The following is an 18,513-nucleotide window of genomic DNA, read 5'->3' as shown; positions in this document are numbered from 1 at the left end:
TCCATTTCAAACACAACGGATTTTCAATGCCCTACGATTCAAATCGTCTTTCACCTCCTTCCGCACCCAAACATCCCGTGAGAGACACACGCCATGGCATCACCCGCACGGATGATTATGCATGGCTGCGCGCCGAAAACTGGCAGGAAGTCTTCAAGGACCCCGCCGTGCTCGCACCGGACATCCGCAAGCATCTGGAAGCGGAAAACGCCTATCAGACAATGCTGATGCAGGACACGGAAGCGCTGCAAAAGCAGCTTTTTGCTGAAATGCGCGGGCGTATCAAGGAAGACGATTCCTCCGTTCCCGCAAAGCACGGTCCCTATGCCTATGGCGTGTCCTACAAGACAGGCGGCGAGCAGCCGCGCTTTTTGCGCACTCCGCGCGACGGCGGCGCGGAAACCATCCTGCTCGACGGCGACCACGAAGCAGAGGGCAAAGCCTATTTCCGCCTCGCCTCCGCAGATCATTCGCCCGATCATAATCTGCTTATCTGGGGCTATGACGACAAAGGGTCGGAATTCTACGCACTGAAAGTCCGCGATCTCACCACCATGGCGGATATTTCCGACATGGTTGCCGATACCAATGGCGGCGGTGTGTGGGACGCACAAAGCCGGGGCTTCTTCTACACGCTGCTTGACGAAAACCACCGGCCATCCAAGGTTTTCTATCACAGGATCGGTACCGAACAGTCGGCGGATGCGCTCATTTATGAAGAGCAGGATCCCGGCTTCTTTCTCGGCGTCGGCGGCTCATCGCTCGATGATTACATTTTCATCGACATTCACGATCATGAAACATCGGAATGCTGGCTGCTGCCTGCCGACGATCCGGCAGCAAAGCCGAAGCTCGTCATGGCGCGCCAAAAAGGCGTCGAATATGACATCGCGCCAGGCGGCGATGTTTTCTATATTCTGACCAATGCCGATGGCGCCAAGGATTTCAAGATCATGCGCGCGCCGGCATCCGCGCCTCAACCGGAAAACTGGGAAGAAGTCGTGGCCGAAGTGCCGGGACGGCTGATCCTGTCGCATTCCGCCTACCGGCATCATCTTGTCTGGATGGAACGCGACAACGGATTGCCGCGCATTATCATTCACGACCGCGAAACCGGCGAACAGCACGCCATCGCTTTCGATGAGGAAGCCTATTCGCTCGGCCTGCATGGCAGCGCGGAATATGATACGGATGTAATCCGCTTCTCCTATTCCTCGATGACCACGCCGGAACAGCTTTACGATTATAATATGCGCACGCGCGAGCGCACGCTGCTCAAGACGCAGGTAGTGCCTTCCGGCCACGATAATCAGGATTATGTCACGCGCCGCATTCTGGCTCCTGCTGCTGACGGCGAAATGGTGCCGGTCTCGCTGCTCTATCACAAGGACACGAGGCTCGACGGCACCGCGCCATGCCTGCTTTATGGCTATGGTTCCTACGGCATCACCATTCCCGCAAGCTTCAGCACGTCGCGGCTTTCACTCGTGGATCGCGGCTTCATCTATGCCATCGCCCATATTCGCGGCGGCAAGGACAAGGGCTTTGCCTGGTATGAAAATGGCAAGCGCGAGCACAAGGCCAACACCTTTACCGACTTCATCGCCGCAGCACACCATCTCGTGCACGAAGGCTTCACCAGTCATGATCGGATCGTCGCTCATGGCGGATCGGCGGGCGGCATGCTGATGGGCGCGGTCGCCAATATGGCTCCCGATGCCTTTGGAGCCATCATCGCCGAGGTCCCCTTTGTCGATGTGCTCAACACCATGCTTGACGACACGCTGCCGCTGACGCCTCCCGAATGGCCCGAATGGGGCAATCCGATCAGTTCGGCAGATGATTACCGCAACATTGCCAGCTATTCGCCCTATGATAATGTATCGGCGCAGTCCTATCCCTTCATTCTGGCGGTTGCGGGCCTCACCGACCCGCGCGTCACCTATTGGGAAGCGGCCAAATGGGTTGCCAGACTGCGGGAACGTAAGACCGACGACCATCCGGTCTTGTTCCGTATCAATATGGATGCGGGACATGCCGGTGCGTCAGGCCGGTTCTCGCGGCTTGAAGAAGTCGCTTATTCTTATGCTTTCGCATTGAAAGCAGTTGGCAAGCTTCCCGATCAGCCAAAGTAACAAGCAACTCCCGGCAACTTGATTTGCCGGGAGTTTTTGCCGGGCCTATATTGTGCAAAGCCGACATGGAGATCGCATCATGAAACGCGCGATGACTTTCCTGATCGCATTCACGCTGGGGCTGCCCTCCCTCGTCGCGACCAGCGCACAGGCTCAGGTCCGCAAAGATGTCAGCGAATATGCGGGGCAGCGCTGTAATACGCCACCGCACGGCAGCGGCGTCATTGTCGGACAGTTCAGCGGTGTCGAAGAATCACCTTTCATCAGCGATGACGATGCCCGTGTGCCGATCGACCGTTTCCGCTGCTTCACCTCTATGAGCGAATGCCAGGGTTGGCTCTATACGATGCAAAGCAAGTATACCAATGCTGGCGCGCCCTCGGTGGTCCGTTGCGTCAGACGATAGGTCAGCGGTTTGCCGGATAACCGTTTGCGTGGGCCGGAATCGCCTTGAGATAAGCAGCGATCGCTTCGCGATCTGCATCGGTGAGTTGCGCCATGTTGGCGACTACATCGGCCATCGATCCACCTAACGAATCGAAATCCGGAGTGAAGCCGCTTTGCAGCGCATAGGCGATGTCGTTTTCGCTCCAGCTATCGATACCGCCCTCACCCGAAGTGATATTGGGCACGATGCCTTTGCTGCCATCGCTTCCCGTTTCAGGCGAAAGCGACCCTGCCATCCACTGGTTGGTCTTCAGCCCGCCAATAATATTGCGCGGCGTATGGCACTCGCCGCAATGGCCCAGCGCTTCACTTAAATATTGACCGCGCTTCACCTGATCGGACGCATCGGCGGTCTCAAGCACCGGCTCACCGGAAAGATAGAGTAATTTCCACAAGCCAAGCCCACGACGAATATTAAACGGGAAACCCAGTCTGTGACCGGCGGTGGCATTATCCGATTCCGGCAACGTCTTCATATAGGCAAAGAGATCGGCCACATCCTGCGGCTGCATCCTTGCGTAAGACGTATAGGGAAAGGACGGATAGAGATGCTCGCCCTGCCGCCCGACGCCCATGAGCATGGCATTGGCGAAATCTTCCAAGGTCCAGCTTCCGATGCCCTGATCCGACGGCGAAATATTGGGCGCAACGAAGATGCCGAAATCCGAAATCAGCTCATGCCCGCCCGCGAGAAGCTTGCGTGCATCGCCCGAAGCGCCAGGGGCGGCGTGGCAGGAAGCGCAGCCCCCGGCCCAAAACACCTGCTCGCCCTTTACGGCATCGCCCGGCTGCAAGGATGCAAGCACCGGCTCATCCACTTTCTGCGGCTCGGTCAGCACCCAGAACGCCGCACTGCCTGCGGCAATTATCGCTGCGAGACCATATACCAGTTTACGAGTCATGGTTGCCGTTCCGCAGTCAGTCTTTCTTGATACGATAGGCCCGATGGCAGGAGCCGCAATTGGCGGCGACCTGTTGGAAAACCGGCTTCAGCGCATCAAGGTCCTGCGGGTTCGCAGCCGCTGCCGCAGCGGCATCAGTTCTGAACTTTTCGATATGCTTGACGAAATCGTCCCTGTCTTCCCAGATTTTGGGCGAGGCTTCCGTGTCGCCCTGATCGGAGCCGGACGGGAACAGGGTATCCGCGTCGAATTTATGGGCATCGGCATCAAGTGTTTCGAGTGCAGCCAGAGCCGTTGCCGCATCGAACTGCTTTTCACCCTTGATCATCGAGGCAACGGCACCGACCGATCGGCCCATCTCTTTCATGATGGCCTGACGATCCGCAATTGCATCGGCGTGCGCCGCTCCTGCCGCCAGCAGGGCGAGAGAGCCAATGGTGAAGAAGAAGAAACGCATGCAAGCCTCCGCACTTAAAAATCAAACAAAGTTAGCCACTTATAGCCAAGGCGCTAAGATGCTGACGCATCATGCCTTGAAAAGGTTCAACCGCCACACAAGCTTAACCAAAGCTTGATGAGTCTTGGTCGAGCCCGAATATCCAGCACAGTCGCGGCCAATGCAACCACTGCACAGAGTAAGGACCTTTCAAGGAAAGTAGCATGCAGGATTTATAAGGCTTATTACATGTAATTCACGATGTTGTGAAAAGCCTGACCAAAATACTATTATTAAATAGGCTCCGCTCACGCGGAGCCTATGTGCCTTATCTCGCTATAGCTTTTGGCAAATCAACAGCAGGCGAAGAATTATGAGCGTCGTTCTGCTTTTCTTTTGGGGCAGGCGATCCAAGCATGCACAACCAATATGGCTGCCCATATTGTTCACACTGGGCCGCGCAATTCCCTCCCTGATCCGCCAATCCCTTCATGATGCATGCATAAGAAGAAGAAGAAACAATCATAGTAAGAGCAAATATAGAGAAAAACATACTGTGCTTCTTTAGCATAATGAAATCCTATGTTATTTAAAACGACAGCTTGATAGCATTTAAAAATTTCAAATCGAATTAGCACATTGTCTAAGCAATATATTGCAGATTAAGAGCTGGCTTAAATGACAACATAAAGCCCCGGAGGACCGGGGCTTTACATATTAGCTAGCGAATTGCTGTCAGCAGCAATCAGGCCTGTTCGTACAGTTCGAGGACATAATCCCAGTTGACAAGACTGTCGACAAAAGCTTCGAGATATTTCGGACGCGCATTGCGGTAATCGATGTAATAGGAATGCTCCCATACATCGACGCCGAGGATCGGCGTTGCGCCATGAACCAGCGGGTTTTCGCCGTTCGGGGTCTTGGAAATTTCAAGCTTGCCGTTCTTGACGGAGAGCCATGCCCAGCCCGAGCCGAACTGGCCAGCACCGGCAGCGAGGAAGTCTTCGCGGAACTTGTCGTAGCCGCCGAGATCCGATTCAATCGCCTTCTCAAGCTTGCCCGGCAGCTTCTTGCCACCGCCATCCTTCTTCATCCATTTCCAGAAATGGATGTGATTGTAATGCTGGGCGGCATTGTTAAAGAGGCCCTGATTCTTGCCGAAGCTTTCCTTGACAACCTCTTCGAGGCTCTTGCCTTCAAGGCCGGAGCCTTCCAGCAGCTTGTTGCCGTTGGTGACATAGGCCTGATGGTGCTTGTCATGGTGAAATTCGAGTGTTTCGCGCGACATGAAGGGGCTAAGTGCTTCATAGTCGTACGGAAGGGCCGGCAGTTCAAAAGCCATTGGAACTCTCCTCTATATCATTCGGCTTGCGATGGGCAGAGCGGATACATGCCCCAAAACTTGCGTGCTCAATCTACATAGGCCGCAACAGTGCGGGCGGCAATGGCGCATATTCCAAATTTCATCGACTGCACAATGAATTATTATTGAAATCACTGGGAATTATTATTGAAATCGCTGGACAATAGAGTCCAGATTAACTTTCCATACGCCTGTCTGAACGGAGAAACCCAGTGGCTTACAGTTCCTATGTCTTCGATGCCTATGGCACATTGTTCGATGTCCATTCGGCGGTGCGTCGGCATGAAGACAAGGCCGGGCCGGACGGCCGCGCCTTCTCCGAACTCTGGCGCGCCAAACAGCTCGAATATTCGTGGATTCTGAGCCTGATGGGAACCTATAGCGATTTCTGGAAACTGACCGAGGAAGCGCTCGACTTCGCCTTTGCCCGCTATCCCTCCGTCGATCCGGCATTGCGCAACGATCTGCTTGATGCCTACTGGAATCTTGACTGCTATCCGGAAGTCCCTGCTGCTCTCAAGTCCCTCAGGAACCGGGGCGCGCGGCTGGCGATCCTTTCCAACGGTTCGCCCGCCATGCTGGAGGCCGCCGTCAAATCGGCAGCCCTTGATGTACTGCTCGACGATGTGATTTCGGTCGATGCCGTCAAGCGCTACAAAACAGCGCCCGCCGCCTACGAACTCGTCACCTTGCAATGGCGGCTTTATCCTTCGGCGATTTCCTTTCAGTCGTCAAACCGCTGGGATGTTGCGGGAGCGGCACGCTTCGGCATGCGGGCAGTATGGATAAACCGTTCCGGCCAGCCCGACGAATACAAGCAGTATTCCCCGGCCCTTATCCTGCCCAGCCTGGAACTTCTGGACTGATTTTACCAAGAGCCGATCAGGGAAGCCCCGCTGCAGGCAACCATTGCTCCCAAAATTGTGTCACAACGGCAACACGAGACACAGACTATGCCCCGGCCACGTTTAAGCCTTATTGCGACCGGCCCGACGCCACATTTTTGAGGCGTTTTGCGGCCAATCAGACAGGGCCGCTACTGCCCGTCTTCAACTTGCAGACGCAATCAGAGCGTTGGTCGCGTTTCGTTAACCCTAACATTGTATCAGTAACTCCTCCCGTCACTAATCTGGTTATCTCATGCAAACAACCCTTACCCGCCGTTCATTTCTTACGGCAATGACAGCAACAGCGGCGGCCGGCCTCGCCGGTTGTGCTCAGTTGGGGCAGAATGTTCCGATCATCGATGTGGATGCTTCAGGAAACCCCATCAAAAAAACCCCGCAGGCCAATGTCGACGCCTCCTATGGAAGCTGGGTTTCCATGTATGCGGCGGTCGAAGATGAGGGCTATCAACTGCCCGCCATTCCGATCCAGAAAATGGACAAGCGTTATCTGCGTCAGGTCGTACAGGACCCGACCGGCGAAATGCCCGGCACTATCGTCGTGGATACTGCCAACCGCTTCCTTTACCTGGTGCTCGGCAATGGGCAGGCCATGCGCTACGGCGTTGGTATCGGTCGCGATGGCTTCGCATGGTCGGGCCGCGCCGTTATCCAGTACAAGCGCAAATGGCCGCGCTGGACGCCGCCGGACGACATGATCGCCCGTCAGCCGGAACTGGAGCCCTACAGCGCGCGCAATGGCGGCATGGATCCGGGCCTCAAGAACCCGCTTGGCGCCCGCGCGCTCTATATCTTCAAGGATGGCAAGGACACGATCTATCGCCTGCACGGCAATCCCGAATGGTGGACCATCGGCAAGGCCGTTTCATCGGGCTGCGTGCGCATGCTCAATCAGGACGTCATGGATCTTTACAATCGCGTTCCGCCGAAGTCGCCTATTCTGGTCATGTGATAGGGATAAGGGAGCAGGCGAAACTGCCATAGTCGCCAACTTATACCAAAGCTTGATGAAAGAAACTCATTGGGTTTTGGTTAAGTCTGTGCGGCGATTGAGCATTTTCAGGGCGTGATGCGTTAGCATCTCAGCGCCTTGGTGTTAAAGCGCGCCGAATGAAGAATATTATATGAACCGGCCATCCTGATTTATGCCCCAATAATTCAGCACCTCTGAGATGAGGTGATGCTTGTTAAGCGTCGCACAAGAATTAGCAACTTGCTTGGAAAACTGACTTTTACTTCCAACAAATACGTCCGGAAAACTATTCAATTTATTCGCGATCTCCGTTGGATTTGTTTGTTCTTCACTACGCGATACCACAATCTGCTTCCACGTTGGCTCGATGAAAATTTCACCATCGGGACTCTGCAAGAAAAAATGCACTTCTCCTCTGTATCCGGCGTTGATCTTCTGGACCCTTCCATGCAGTGAGGTGTCTTGAAGAGATGACAAAACCGCATCACAGCTTTCACCGCACAAGCCTCGTCGAAAATGAGATTGAATGAGAGATTCTTCTTCTGAGAGATTGATGCCCCATTTAGCGTTATCGGCGTTGATTTGCTGGATATGCCGGTTCACTGCGTTGTCTGCCAATTGAGCGATATGTGTCGACAGTTTTGGGGATGGTTGGGCAAGTTCCATCGCGTTACGTTCCACTTCTCTGGCCGCGATACTTTGTACCCCCCTTTCACCGGTTTGTGCCACAACACAACCAATCTGCAGCGGCAGCTCCGCACCATCGGTGGCTACATCTTCACTAACCCAAAGAGCATCGCGGGCGATCTGCGAAAGAAGACCCTGGGATAACGGCATGGTGCTCAGCCTCCGATTTACATCGGACAACAAGTAGCGAAATCTCCCGCTGAGAACACCCGACAAAAATAACAGCCTGCCAAGGCAAAAAAACTATGCTCGTTTTTTGTAATCAGGAGGATCATATCAACCTAGAGTGGCAAATTCTGAAAAATTAACCCCTATGAGAAGCACCCACTCCCTATTGCCTTGCTTAGCGCTTGAAGCTGCCGAGAATACCGCGCACCAAAGCGCGGCCAAGCGAACTGCCGACCGAGCGCACCACCGATTTCATTGCGGCTTCCGCAACCGTCTGACGCCCTGAGCGGCGGCCCGTGCCAAGCGCTGTTCCGACAAGATCGCCGAAAATGCCGCCGCCACCCTCGCTGGATTCCGCTTCGGCTTCCTTGCCCTTTTGCTGCGCCTGGGCAGCAGCCTGCGCTTTTCTAGCCAGCATCTCGAATGCAGAATCACGGTCAACCGACTGATCATATTGCCCCGATATCGGGCTTGCCGCGATGATTTTCGCGCGCTCGTCCGGCGTCAACGGGCCGATGCGCGACGATGGCGGGCGAATCAATGTGCGCTGTACGACGGACGGCACGCCCTTAGCCTGCAAGGTCGAAACCAGCGCCTCGCCGGTCGCCAGATTGGTGATCGCCTTAAATGTATTGAAATCGGGATTCGGACGGAATGTATCTGCGGCAGTTTTCACCGCGTTGGTTTCGCGCGGCGTATAGGCGCGAAGCGCGTGCTGCACCCGGTTGCCAAGCTGCGCCAGCACGCTTTCGGGCACATCGAGCGGATTCTGTGTGACGAAGTAGACACCCACGCCTTTCGAGCGAATCAGCCGCACCACCTGCTCGACACGGTCGATAAGGGCTTTTGGCGCTTCGTCGAACAACAGATGCGCTTCATCGAAAAAGAATACCAGCCTCGGCTTGTCGGGATCGCCAATTTCCGGCAATTCCTCGAACAGCTCGGACATCAGCCAGAGCAGGAAGGTCGAGTAAAGACGCGGGCTCATCATCAGCTTGTCGGCGGCGAGCACACTGATCACGCCGCGCCCGTCCGTCGTCGTACGCATGAGGTCCGCAATACGCAGCGCTGGCTCGCCGAAAAAATTCGAAGCACCCTGCTGGTCGAGCACAAGCAGGGAGCGCTGGATCGCGCCCACGGAAGCTTTGTTGACATTGCCGTATTTGGCCGACAATTCGGAGGAACGTTCCGCCATTTCCGTGAGGATCGACTGCAAATCCTTGAGATCGAGCAGCAGCAGACCTTCTTCGTCGGCCAGACGGAAAGCTACGTTGAGCACACCTTCCTGCGCCTCGGTGAGATTCATGAGGCGGGAAAGCAATAGCGGCCCCATTTCTGAAATGGTCGCGCGGACCGGATGGCCCTGCTCGCCGAAAATATCCCAGAAAATGACCGGCGCGGCGCGCATCTCATAAGGGTCGAGCTTGATCTCGGCGGCGCGCTTTGAAAGGTTGTCATTGAGAATGCCTGTCGCGGCAATACCCGAAAGGTCGCCCTTGATATCCGCGCAGAAAACCGGGACGCCAGCGGCGGAAAAGCTTTCTGCCAGAACCTGCAATGTCACCGTCTTGCCCGTCCCCGTCGCGCCGGTGACAAGTCCGTGCCGGTTGCCATATTTGAGCGCCAGATATTCCGGCTGCTGGTAGGAATCGTCCGGCTTGCGGCTTGCGCCAAGGAAAATAGCGTCATCGGCAGTCATCAGGCAGGTCGCTCCCTAAAATTTTCTCCTTTTACGGTATAACCGCAGCACGCTCCCGCTACAACGGCAAAGCCATCTTTAACTTGCAAAGTCGTGGCGAGAATGCGTATTACGTAAACGTAAGATTATTTGGGAGAGTCTCATGGATGAACTGATCGCCCGCATCACCTCCAATGTCGGCATCGATGCGGCAACGGCGCAAAAGGCCGTTGGCATGATTTTAGCATTTCTGCAAAAGGAAGGTCCGGCCGACAAGGTGCAGGAATTGCTGGCCGCAATTCCGGGTGCCGAAGAAGCCGTGTCCCAAGTCAAGAGCGGCGGCCTTCTTTCCGGCCTCATGGGCGGCGTGATGGGCCTTGGTTCCCAATTGATGTCGGCGGGTCTGGGCATGGGCGAGATTTCCGGCGTGGCCAGGGAAACCATCCGCTTTGCCAAGGAAAAGGCAGGAGATGAACCAGTTGATGCGGTTGTCGGGGCCATTCCCGGCCTTGGCCAGTTCATCTGAACTGTACTGAAACCGGCCGGCCCCGATGTTCGGGACCTGCCGGACTTTGGGCTTGCCTTATGCCGTTTCCGTCTCGGTTCGCACATCGATATGACGGGCTCGCCCGGCACCCCAGCCGTTGATTGCCGCGCACAGTCCCAGCACCGCAAACAGAATGCCGCAAGCTGCGAAGCTTTCCGTCACATTATGAATCATGCCTACCAGCAGCGGGCCTATCGCTGCCAGGACATAGCCCACGCATTGGGCCATACCGGAAAGATGCGCCGCCGTATGAGAGTCAGGCGCGCGCAACACGATCACCATCATGGCAGCGGCAATGAGTCCGCCCTGCCCGATGCCCTGCACGATAGCCAGCGGCCAGAACGTCCAGCTTGGCAGATAGAGAAAGCCAGCAAGCGCCAATGTCGCGCAGGCGCACAGAATGACATTGATTGCGCTTTGGTTTTTCTGCCGGATGGCGATCGAGGGGATCGCCAGACAGGTAATCACCTGAGCCATGATGGAGAAAGAGACCAGCCCCCCAGCGGTTGCAGCGCTTAGTCCTCTTTCGCGCAGGATCGGCGCCAACCAGCCAAACACGATATAGGCCAGTGAGGATTGCAGCCCCATAAACAGCGTCACCTGCCATGCGAGCCTGTCTTTCCACAAGCCGATCACGCGAAAGCCCGAATGAGCCGTATTGTGCTTCGCCCGCAGGGCCTGCGGCAGCCACAAAGCCAGAACCAGCGCCGCCGGAATGGCCCAGAACGCCAGTGCCAGCCGCCACGATCCGCCAAGCATATCCTTGATCGGGATGGTAAATCCGGCAGCAGAGGCTGCGCCTGCGCATAATGCCATCGTATAAAGGCCGGTCATGATTGCCGCCTGCTTGGGAAAGTCGCGCTTGACCACGCCGGGCAGAAGCACATTGCCCATGGCAATCGCGGCTCCCGCCAGCCCTGCGCCGAGAAAAAGCCACGCGACATGATCGAAGCCGCGCAGCAGCATTCCCACCGTCAGAACGGCCACGACAAAAAGCAGCACGCGCTCCGCGCCGAAACGCTGCGCCAGTCGCGGCGCGAAAGGCGCAAAAAGTCCCATGCAAAGAACCGGCAAGGTCGTCAGCACGCCTGCGGCCATCGATGACATGCCCGTGCCTTCGATAATTTCGGGCAGCAGCACCGATACGCTGGAAAAAACGGGCCGCAGATTGGCAGCGATCAACACAAGGCTCAATCCCAGAAGGATGCGCAGAGCCTTGCTTGGCGGACGCTGGGCGCTGGGTGGCGGTACACTGTCCGTTTCCGCGTCGATGAGCGGTTCCGGCTGCACCTGCATTTCATTCTCTGTGTCGACAAGAGAAATCGGGCTTGTATGGCTCATAAGGCCACCAACCTTTCCGGTTCTATGATTAGGGAAACCACAAAACGGCACATAGCGGCGCCAGTTGTGTCCGGGTCGTCGCATCAATGCTCCAAATCATCGGATGATTAACCTTCGTGCGCTCATACTGTCAATGCAGATTGACGACGGCGCGGCAAAGCTTTGAAAGCGCCGCCGCATTCCGTTAACAATTTTCGCGCAATGTTGGAAAACAGTTTCAGGGATTTGCCATCAGGTGCCGCATGATTACGCTTTACTGCCTTACAGGAGACCATCTCCAACGCGTCGATATCGAGCCGGGCCAGCCATTGCCCGATAATGTCATCTGGATCGATCTGTTCGCACCCGCCGTCAATGAAGACCACATTGTAGAAGCATGGACGGGTATCTCCATTCCCACGCATGCAGACATGACGGAAATCGAGGAATCAAGCCGCTTCTATATGGAGGGCGGCGCGCAATATCTCACCGTGCCGATCCTTCACGCGGTCGATCTCGACCACAGGGAACTGGCCCCCGTGACCTTTATCCTGCACGGCACTCGCCTCATCACCGTACGCTATGCCGATCCCAAGTCCGTCAGCATTTATATTTTGCGGGCGACGAAGCCGGGCAACGGGTTGATATCGGCCAAATGTTCGGGACTTGCCATCATGCTAGGCATCACCGAGGCCACAACGAACCGCCTTGCGGATATTCTGGAAGGGGCCGCCGGAAAGATCGATGCAGCGTCGCATTCGATCTACCGCCGCCAGCCCAAGGCCCGCCCCATGACGACGCAGGATTTCCGGCATATTCTCACGCAGATCGGCGGACAGGGAACATTTCTGTCGCGCGTGCGCGAAAGCCTTGCGGGACTAAGCCGCATGCTGGTCTACCTTTCGGCGATCAACAGCCCTGTCGCCACAAAGAAGGACACGCGTTCGTGGATCAAATCGCTGGAACGCGACGCCCAGTCGCTGACCGCTTACGTGGATTTCCTGTCCAACAAAGTGACATTCCTGCTCGATACTATCGTCGGGCTGATTTCGGTCGAACAAAACGCCATTATCAAGATTTTCTCGGTCGCAGCCGTGGGCTTCATGCCGCCAACGCTGGTCGCATCAATCTATGGCATGAACTTTTCCTTCATGCCGGAACTGAATTCGCCCTGGGGCTACCCCATGGCGCTGGGCCTGATGATCGCGTCCGCCATATTGCCACTTGTCTATTTTCGGGGAAAAGGCTGGCTCTGATCTAAATCTTCGCCGACACGATTTCCCATTGCTTGCCATTGATCTTCACGACATCACCGACCGGCTTGCCGAAAAGCATGATGGCAACGGGCGCGGCATGAGAAATCTTGCCCTTCGAGGGATCGGCTTCGTCTTCGCCGACAATGGTCCAGATACGAGTTTCGCCGTCCTCGTCCTCAAGCTCGACTGTCATGCCAAAGCGAACGACATCGCTGCCTGCCTCGGGCACCGAAAGTTCGGCCGTCTCGCGCCGCGCAGCCCAGTAACGAAGATCACGCGAGATGCGGGCAATGGCTGAACGGTCGCCTGCGACATTGGCCTGCGCCAGTTCGCGCTGAAGGTGCGCAAGCTCATCTTCTATCAGGGAAAGGCCATTGCGCGTGACGAGGTTGCGAAACGGGCTGATCGGCCGCTCTCCCAGATCGTCGGGCGCGTCGTCCTGTTCCTTGGTAAATGCTCTACTCATAGAACGATTCTAGGCTGGCGGCAGGCTTTGCGCAAGCCTGCTGCCCTAACCTATGACAGCATTGCGAAACACCTCTACCGGGGCCACGCTGCCAAAAGGTATCCCGTTCCAGTTCTTCATTCCCGGGCTGGCGAAAGCTGCAAGCTTTGCCGATAGTTCCGCATCCTTGTGGAACATGCGCGAAAGCAGGCTTGCCACCATGGCTTCGGATGCGCGTGTTGCGCCGTCATCGCATTTGAGCGCAAAGCCGAGGCCCAGTTCCGGCACCGCGCCGCAAAAGACGCCCTCCGCGCCGGTTTTGACGAAAATCCGCCCCGGCGCCATGCGCATGAGTTCAGTGCAGGCGCGTCTAGTGCCCGCCACATAAAAGGACTCGGTCATACAAGCATGGATCAGGCGCTGCGCAGCCTTGGCGCGGTTCTCACCAAGCCCGGTTCCTGTCGCCATCCTGGCGAAGCCATGGGCAATATTCGAAAGCGGAATGGCGTAGGTGGGTATCGAGCAGCCATCCGTGCCGCAATGGTCGATATCGTGGACCGCGCCGGTCACATCCACCATCGCATCACGCACCATGTCCTGAATATCAGAACCAAGCGCGACATAGCCCTTGGTTTCCATGCCGCAATGCATGCAGGTTGCTAGAAATCCCGCATGTTTTCCAGAGCAATTATTGTGCAGCGGCGTCGGCGTTTTTCCGCTTTGCGCCAGCTTGATGAGTACGGGCTGCTGGAACGGCCAGTGACTGCCGCATTCAAGCACCGATGCATCAAGCCCGGCCTTCTTCAGCATCGATTGGGCGCGCGCGACATGCTCTTCTTCACCGGAATGCGACGCGCAGGCCATGGCGAGATCGGCATCGTCGAAGCCGAAAGCATCGGCGGCACCGCTTTCCACCAATGGCAGTGCCTGAATGGATTTGACCGCCGAGCGCGGAAAAGTCGACCGCTCTATGTCGCCAAGCGAAAACACCCTGCGCCCGTCGCCATCATAAACCGCGATTGCGCCACGATGGCGGCTTTCCACCACCGGGCCGCGAAATACTTCCACCAGAACCGGATTGCTTTCCATCGCCTCACCTCGATCATCGACTCGCCGTCACATCAGCCCGCATGGCGGCCAACAATGTGAACAAAGCATAGCCGATCCGCAACCATTAATCGGGGCAAGATTTCCGAGTCAGATTTTTATTGATTGATCAGTCAATCAAAAATAGAATAGCGAGCAATTAACATGAGATACGAACGGAAATGCCAAAAATCGGAATGGAACCCCAGCGTCGGCGCGAGCTTATCGATGCCGCCATACGCACCATCGGCCAACGCGGCTCGCTGGATGTGACAGTTGCGCAGATCGCCCACGAGGCGGGGGTATCGCCCGCCCTCGCACATCACTATTTTGGCGGCAAGGACAAGCTGATCCTCGCCACCATGCGCCATTTGCTGCGTGAATTGGGCAATGATCTCAACAAAGCAACCGGACATGCGCAGACGCCGCATGAGCGCCTTGCGGCGATCATCGCGGTCAATTTTTCCGCAGCGCAATTCTCGCGGGAAACCATTGCCGCCTGGCTGACCTTCTACGTTCATGCGCAGCAATCGGAGGATACACGGCGGCTATTGCGCGTCTATGCGCGGCGGCTTCATTCCAATCTGGTGTTCGCCCTTGCACAACTGACCGGGCGGGAGCGGGCAAATCATATCGCCGAGGGCGCGGGAGCGCTGATCGACGGGCTTTATATTCGCCACGCGCTGGGCGCAGGCACGCCGGATGCAGCATCCGCAACCGCGCTGGTGGAGGAATATATTGCCATGCAGCTTTCGGGGGAAAAATAATATGGAAGCGGATTTCATTATCATCGGCTCCGGCTCCGCCGGTTCCGCCATGGCCTATCGCCTGTCGGAAGACGGGCAGCATTCGGTGATCGTCATCGAGTTCGGCGGTCCGGATATCGGCCCGCTGATCCAGATGCCCGCAGCCCTCTCCATGCCCATGAATATGGAGACCTATGACTGGGGCTTTGCGACCGAGCCGGAACCGCATCTTGGCGGACGCAGCCTGGTGACGCCGCGCGGCAAGGTGTTGGGCGGGTCATCCTCGATCAATGGCATGGTTTATGTGCGCGGCCATGCGCGCGATTATGACCATTGGGCCGAAAGCGGTGCGCAGGGCTGGGCCTTCGCCGATGTGCTGCCCTATTTCAAACGCATGGAAAATGCCCATGGCGGACAGGAGGGCTGGCGCGGCACTGACGGGCCGATGCATATCCAGCGCGGACGTCGCGACAATCCGCTGTTCAAGGCCTTTATCGACGCCGGACGCGAGGCGGGCTTCGAAGTTACGGATGACTATAACGGCGCGAAGCAGGAAGGCTTCGGCCCGATGGAGCAGACGATCTATAATGGACGTCGCTGGTCGGCAGCCAATGCCTATCTCAAGCCCGCGCTCAAGCGCCCCAATGTGCAGTTGGTCAGGGGGCTTGCCCGCAAGGTCGTGATGGAAGGCAAGCGCGCCGTCGGCGTGGAAATCGAAGCAGGTCGCACATTCTCCACCATCCGCGCGCGGCGCGAAGTCATTATTGCGGCCTCGTCCATCAATTCGCCCAAGCTGCTCATGCTTTCAGGCATCGGTCCCGCCGCCCATCTTGCCGAGCACGGCATAGAGGTAGTTGCCGACCGTCCCGGTGTCGGGCAAAATCTTCAAGACCATATGGAAGTCTATATCCAGCAGGAATGCACGCAGCCCATCACGCTTTATTCCAAGCTCAACCTGTTCTCCAAGGCGCTGATCGGGGCGGAGTGGCTGTTCTTCAAATCGGGCCATGGCGCGACCAATCATTTCGAATCGGCAGCTTTCGTGCGCTCGAAAGCGGGTGTCGAATATCCCGATATTCAATATCACTTCCTTCCCGCAGCCATACGCTATGACGGCAAGGCGGCGGCGCAATCGCATGGCTTTCAGGCCCATGTCGGGCCGATGCGCTCGAAATCCCGCGGCAGCGTATCCTTGCGTTCGGCCAATCCGCACGATAAACCCCGCATCCTGTTCAATTACATGTCGCATGAGGATGACTGGGCCGATTTCCGCCATTGCGTGCGGCTGACGCGCGAAATCTTCGGACAGGACGCCTTCGCTCCCTATCGGGGCGCAGAAATCCAGCCGGGTGCAGATGTTCAAACCGATGAGGAAATCGACAGTTTCATCCGCGCACATGCGGAGAGCGCCTTTCATCCTTGCGGCACTGCGCGGATGGGCGCGGTTGACGATCCCTTCGCAGTGGTTGATCCTGAGTGTCGCGTGATTGGTGTCGAAGGATTGCGCGTAGCGGATTCATCCATCTTCCCACGCATCACCAACGGCAATCTCAATGGCCCGTCGATCATGGCGGGCGAGAAAGCCGCAGACCATATACTTGGCCGCACACCGCTGCCGCGTTCCAATCAGGAGCCGTGGATCAATCCGCGCTGGCAGGTTTCGGATCGCTGATAATATCGAGGAGAAGAACATGAAAATACAGCCGAAAGCCTCGCATTTTATCGGCGGCGCATATGTGGAGGACAAGGCCGGTAAACCGCTTCCCGTCATCTATCCGGCAACGGGCGAAGAAATCGCGAGGCTTCATACGGCAACGCCCGATGTGATCGAAAGTGCGTTTGTCGCAGCGCTGAAGGCACAGGCCGAATGGGCAGCACTCAAACCCGTCGAGCGTGGCCGCATCCTGCGGCGCACGGCGCAAATCCTGCGCGAGAAAAACAAAAAGCTCTCGAAGATCGAAACGCTCGATACCGGCAAGGCATTACAGGAAACACTGGTCGCGGATGCGGCTTCGGCAGCCGACGCGCTGGAGTTCTTCGGCGGGATCATTTCCGGTTTCAACGGCGAATTCGTGGAACTGGGCGGCTCATTCGCCTATACGCGCCGAGAGGCGCTGGGCATTTGCGTGGGCATCGGCGCATGGAATTATCCGATCCAGATCGCCGCGTGGAAATCCGCCCCGGCACTCGCCATGGGCAATGCCTTCATCTTCAAGCCTTCCGAAAACACCCCCCTTTCCGCACTGGCCCTTGCCGAAGCCTATCAGGAAGCGGGCCTGCCGGATGGGCTGTTCAATGTCGTTCAGGGCTTTGGCGAAGTCGGCGCAGCCCTCGTCAATCACCGCCTGACAGCCAAGGTTTCGCTCACTGGCTCCGTGCCGACGGGCAAGCGCATCATGGCACAGGCGGGCGAACACCTCAAACATGTCACCATGGAGCTTGGCGGCAAATCGCCCATCATCATCTTCGATGACGCGGATCTTGAAAGCGCCATCGGCGGTGCGATGCTCGGCAATTTCTATTCGACCGGACAGGTCTGCTCCAACGGCACGCGCGTTTTCGTGCACAAAGCCATCCGCGAGCGGTTTGTGGAACGCCTTATCGAGCGCACGCGCGCCATCCGCATCGGCGATCCGCTGGATGAGGCCACGCAGATGGGTCCACTGATAAATGCCGCGCAACGCAACAAGATTCTGTCCTATATCGAGCAAGGCAAAAAGGAAGGCGCGACGCTTGCCTGCGGCGGCGGCATCCCCAAACTGCAAGGCTTCGATAAGGGCTTCTTCATCGAGCCTACCGTCTTTACCGATGTCACCGACGAGATGACGATCGCGCGCGAAGAGATTTTCGGGCCCGTGATGAGCGTATTGGAATTTTCGAACGAAGAGGAAGTCATCACACGGGCCAACGATACGGAATTCGGCCTTGCCGCAGGCGTGTTCACCGCCGATCTCGCACGCGGCCATCGCGTAATCGGACAGATCAAGGCCGGCACCTGCTGGATCAATGCCTATAATCTGACGCCGGTGGAAGTACCGTTTGGCGGTTACAAGCAATCAGGCATCGGGCGCGAGAATGGTATCGCGGCGCTCTCGCATTACAGCCAGATCAAGACTGTCTATGTCGAAATGGGCAAGGTCGACAGCCCCTATTAAAGCACATCACAAAGAAAACAGTTCATGGCGATTCAATCGCCATGAACATTTACTATCATACCCACAAGAGTGAAAAATAAATATTATTACAAATAAGAATTATTAAATAGAATTAAATTACGTTATCGCTTTGCAAGAACACAATATCAATAATAAATTATCACTTATACTATATGATAACTCAATATATATGAGTTTATTATTGCAGTAATTCCCAAAAATGGATTAACATCGACCTACACTCAAGCACAGGGTGGACATAAA

At 56.4% G+C, this 18,513-nt stretch carries 17 protein-coding genes; 9 read left to right on the top strand and 8 right to left on the bottom strand.

Features of this window, described 5'->3' with window-relative positions:
• The first annotated feature begins 26 nt into the window (after positions 1–26).
• On the top strand, positions 27–2,135 hold the full coding sequence (locus KUG47_RS03795) for a S9 family peptidase (protein ID WP_217676596.1): 2,109 nt from the start codon (positions 27–29) through the stop codon (positions 2,133–2,135).
• A 79-nt stretch (positions 2,136–2,214) separates the two neighbouring features.
• On the top strand, positions 2,215–2,541 hold the full coding sequence (locus KUG47_RS03790; RefSeq protein ID WP_217676594.1) for a metallophosphoesterase: 327 nt from the start codon (positions 2,215–2,217) through the stop codon (positions 2,539–2,541).
• 1 nt (position 2,542) lies between these two features.
• Here KUG47_RS03790 and KUG47_RS03785 read toward each other — a convergent pair whose 3' ends face one another.
• The 3 genes from KUG47_RS03785 to KUG47_RS03775 all read right to left on the bottom strand — a co-directional run bounded on the left by KUG47_RS03785 (position 2,543) and on the right by KUG47_RS03775 (position 5,262).
• A complete protein-coding gene (locus KUG47_RS03785) occupies positions 2,543–3,484 on the bottom strand; it encodes a cytochrome c (protein ID WP_217676593.1) in 942 nt (313 codons plus the stop codon).
• A 16-nt stretch (positions 3,485–3,500) separates the two neighbouring features.
• On the bottom strand, positions 3,501–3,941 hold the full coding sequence (locus tag KUG47_RS03780) for a c-type cytochrome (RefSeq protein ID WP_217676592.1): 441 nt from the start codon (positions 3,939–3,941) through the stop codon (positions 3,501–3,503).
• 724 nt (positions 3,942–4,665) lie between these two features.
• Positions 4,666–5,262, bottom strand: coding sequence for a superoxide dismutase (locus KUG47_RS03775; RefSeq protein WP_217676591.1), 597 nt, complete (start codon positions 5,260–5,262; stop codon positions 4,666–4,668).
• A gap of 233 nt (positions 5,263–5,495) precedes the next feature.
• Here KUG47_RS03775 and KUG47_RS03770 point away from each other — a divergent pair, with 233 nt between their 5' ends.
• Complete coding sequence (locus KUG47_RS03770) at positions 5,496–6,149, top strand: haloacid dehalogenase type II (protein ID WP_217676590.1); 654 nt, start codon at positions 5,496–5,498, stop codon at positions 6,147–6,149.
• Positions 6,150–6,423: 274 nt separating this feature from the next.
• Positions 6,424–7,140: a L,D-transpeptidase gene (locus KUG47_RS03765; RefSeq protein ID WP_217676589.1), complete on the top strand. Its 717-nt coding sequence runs from the start codon at positions 6,424–6,426 to the stop codon at positions 7,138–7,140.
• A 168-nt stretch (positions 7,141–7,308) separates the two neighbouring features.
• On the opposite strand, the gene KUG47_RS03760 is transcribed toward KUG47_RS03765, so the two are convergent.
• The gene (locus tag KUG47_RS03760; RefSeq protein ID WP_217676588.1) at positions 7,309–7,998 is read right to left on the bottom strand and encodes a hypothetical protein; all 690 of its coding nucleotides are present in this window, start codon (positions 7,996–7,998) and stop codon (positions 7,309–7,311) included.
• A 193-nt stretch (positions 7,999–8,191) separates the two neighbouring features.
• Positions 8,192–9,715, bottom strand: a complete 1,524-nt coding sequence (locus KUG47_RS03755) for a helicase HerA-like C-terminal domain-containing protein (RefSeq protein WP_217676587.1) — start codon at positions 9,713–9,715, stop codon at positions 8,192–8,194.
• Between the two features lie 142 nt (positions 9,716–9,857).
• On the opposite strand from KUG47_RS03755, the gene KUG47_RS03750 reads away from it, so the two are divergent.
• Entirely contained in the window at positions 9,858–10,220 is a 363-nt protein-coding gene (locus tag KUG47_RS03750; RefSeq protein ID WP_217676586.1) for a DUF2267 domain-containing protein, read from the top strand.
• 57 nt (positions 10,221–10,277) lie between these two features.
• Here KUG47_RS03750 and KUG47_RS03745 read toward each other — a convergent pair whose 3' ends face one another.
• The gene (locus tag KUG47_RS03745; protein ID WP_217676970.1) at positions 10,278–11,537 is read right to left on the bottom strand and encodes a CynX/NimT family MFS transporter; all 1,260 of its coding nucleotides are present in this window, start codon (positions 11,535–11,537) and stop codon (positions 10,278–10,280) included.
• Between the two features lie 287 nt (positions 11,538–11,824).
• On the opposite strand from KUG47_RS03745, the gene KUG47_RS03740 reads away from it, so the two are divergent.
• The gene (locus KUG47_RS03740; protein WP_217676585.1) at positions 11,825–12,817 is read left to right on the top strand and encodes a magnesium transporter CorA family protein; all 993 of its coding nucleotides are present in this window, start codon (positions 11,825–11,827) and stop codon (positions 12,815–12,817) included.
• Position 12,818: 1 nt separating this feature from the next.
• On the opposite strand, the gene KUG47_RS03735 is transcribed toward KUG47_RS03740, so the two are convergent.
• Positions 12,819–13,283 carry a GreA/GreB family elongation factor gene (locus KUG47_RS03735; protein WP_217676584.1) on the bottom strand — a complete coding sequence of 155 codons (465 nt, stop codon included), beginning with the start codon at positions 13,281–13,283 and terminating at the stop codon, positions 12,819–12,821.
• 45 nt (positions 13,284–13,328) lie between these two features.
• Positions 13,329–14,351 (bottom strand): asparaginase, encoded by a 1,023-nt coding sequence (locus KUG47_RS03730; RefSeq protein ID WP_217676583.1) that lies wholly within the window; start codon positions 14,349–14,351, stop codon positions 13,329–13,331.
• Positions 14,352–14,530: 179 nt separating this feature from the next.
• Here KUG47_RS03730 and betI point away from each other — a divergent pair, with 179 nt between their 5' ends.
• The 3 genes from betI to betB are packed head-to-tail and all read left to right on the top strand — an operon-like array spanning position 14,531 to position 18,249.
• Complete coding sequence (gene betI / locus KUG47_RS03725) at positions 14,531–15,115, top strand: transcriptional regulator BetI (protein ID WP_217676582.1); 585 nt, start codon at positions 14,531–14,533, stop codon at positions 15,113–15,115.
• 1 nt (position 15,116) lies between these two features.
• Positions 15,117–16,766, top strand: a complete 1,650-nt coding sequence (betA, locus tag KUG47_RS03720) for a choline dehydrogenase (protein WP_217676581.1) — start codon at positions 15,117–15,119, stop codon at positions 16,764–16,766.
• 19 nt (positions 16,767–16,785) lie between these two features.
• Entirely contained in the window at positions 16,786–18,249 is a 1,464-nt protein-coding gene (gene betB, locus KUG47_RS03715) for a betaine-aldehyde dehydrogenase (RefSeq protein ID WP_217676580.1), read from the top strand.
• Positions 18,250–18,513: the final 264 nt, after the last annotated feature.

It is taken from the genome of Falsochrobactrum tianjinense (assembly GCF_019100495.1).
Classification (GTDB): domain Bacteria; phylum Pseudomonadota; class Alphaproteobacteria; order Rhizobiales; family Rhizobiaceae; genus Brucella; species Brucella tianjinense.
Note: the sequence above shows the minus strand (reverse complement) of the source record. Positions and strands in the feature narration are given on the sequence as shown.

Coding starts and splice junctions, on each gene's coding strand:
- betA (WP_217676581.1), top strand. CDS start 15,117: ATGGAAGCGGATTTCATTATCATCGGCTCCGGCTCCGCCGGTTCCGCC.
- KUG47_RS03730 (WP_217676583.1), bottom strand. CDS start 14,351: ATGGAAAGCAATCCGGTTCTGGTGGAAGTATTTCGCGGCCCGGTGGTG.
- KUG47_RS03765 (WP_217676589.1), top strand. CDS start 6,424: ATGCAAACAACCCTTACCCGCCGTTCATTTCTTACGGCAATGACAGCA.
- KUG47_RS03790 (WP_217676594.1), top strand. CDS start 2,215: ATGAAACGCGCGATGACTTTCCTGATCGCATTCACGCTGGGGCTGCCC.
- KUG47_RS03735 (WP_217676584.1), bottom strand. CDS start 13,283: ATGAGTAGAGCATTTACCAAGGAACAGGACGACGCGCCCGACGATCTG.
- KUG47_RS03760 (WP_217676588.1), bottom strand. CDS start 7,998: ATGCCGTTATCCCAGGGTCTTCTTTCGCAGATCGCCCGCGATGCTCTT.
- KUG47_RS03795 (WP_217676596.1), top strand. CDS start 27: ATGCCCTACGATTCAAATCGTCTTTCACCTCCTTCCGCACCCAAACAT.
- KUG47_RS03740 (WP_217676585.1), top strand. CDS start 11,825: ATGATTACGCTTTACTGCCTTACAGGAGACCATCTCCAACGCGTCGAT.
- betB (WP_217676580.1), top strand. CDS start 16,786: ATGAAAATACAGCCGAAAGCCTCGCATTTTATCGGCGGCGCATATGTG.
- KUG47_RS03780 (WP_217676592.1), bottom strand. CDS start 3,941: ATGCGTTTCTTCTTCTTCACCATTGGCTCTCTCGCCCTGCTGGCGGCA.
- KUG47_RS03745 (WP_217676970.1), bottom strand. CDS start 11,537: ATGCAGGTGCAGCCGGAACCGCTCATCGACGCGGAAACGGACAGTGTA.
- KUG47_RS03750 (WP_217676586.1), top strand. CDS start 9,858: ATGGATGAACTGATCGCCCGCATCACCTCCAATGTCGGCATCGATGCG.
- KUG47_RS03755 (WP_217676587.1), bottom strand. CDS start 9,715: ATGACTGCCGATGACGCTATTTTCCTTGGCGCAAGCCGCAAGCCGGAC.
- KUG47_RS03775 (WP_217676591.1), bottom strand. CDS start 5,262: ATGGCTTTTGAACTGCCGGCCCTTCCGTACGACTATGAAGCACTTAGC.
- KUG47_RS03785 (WP_217676593.1), bottom strand. CDS start 3,484: ATGACTCGTAAACTGGTATATGGTCTCGCAGCGATAATTGCCGCAGGC.
- betI (WP_217676582.1), top strand. CDS start 14,531: ATGCCAAAAATCGGAATGGAACCCCAGCGTCGGCGCGAGCTTATCGAT.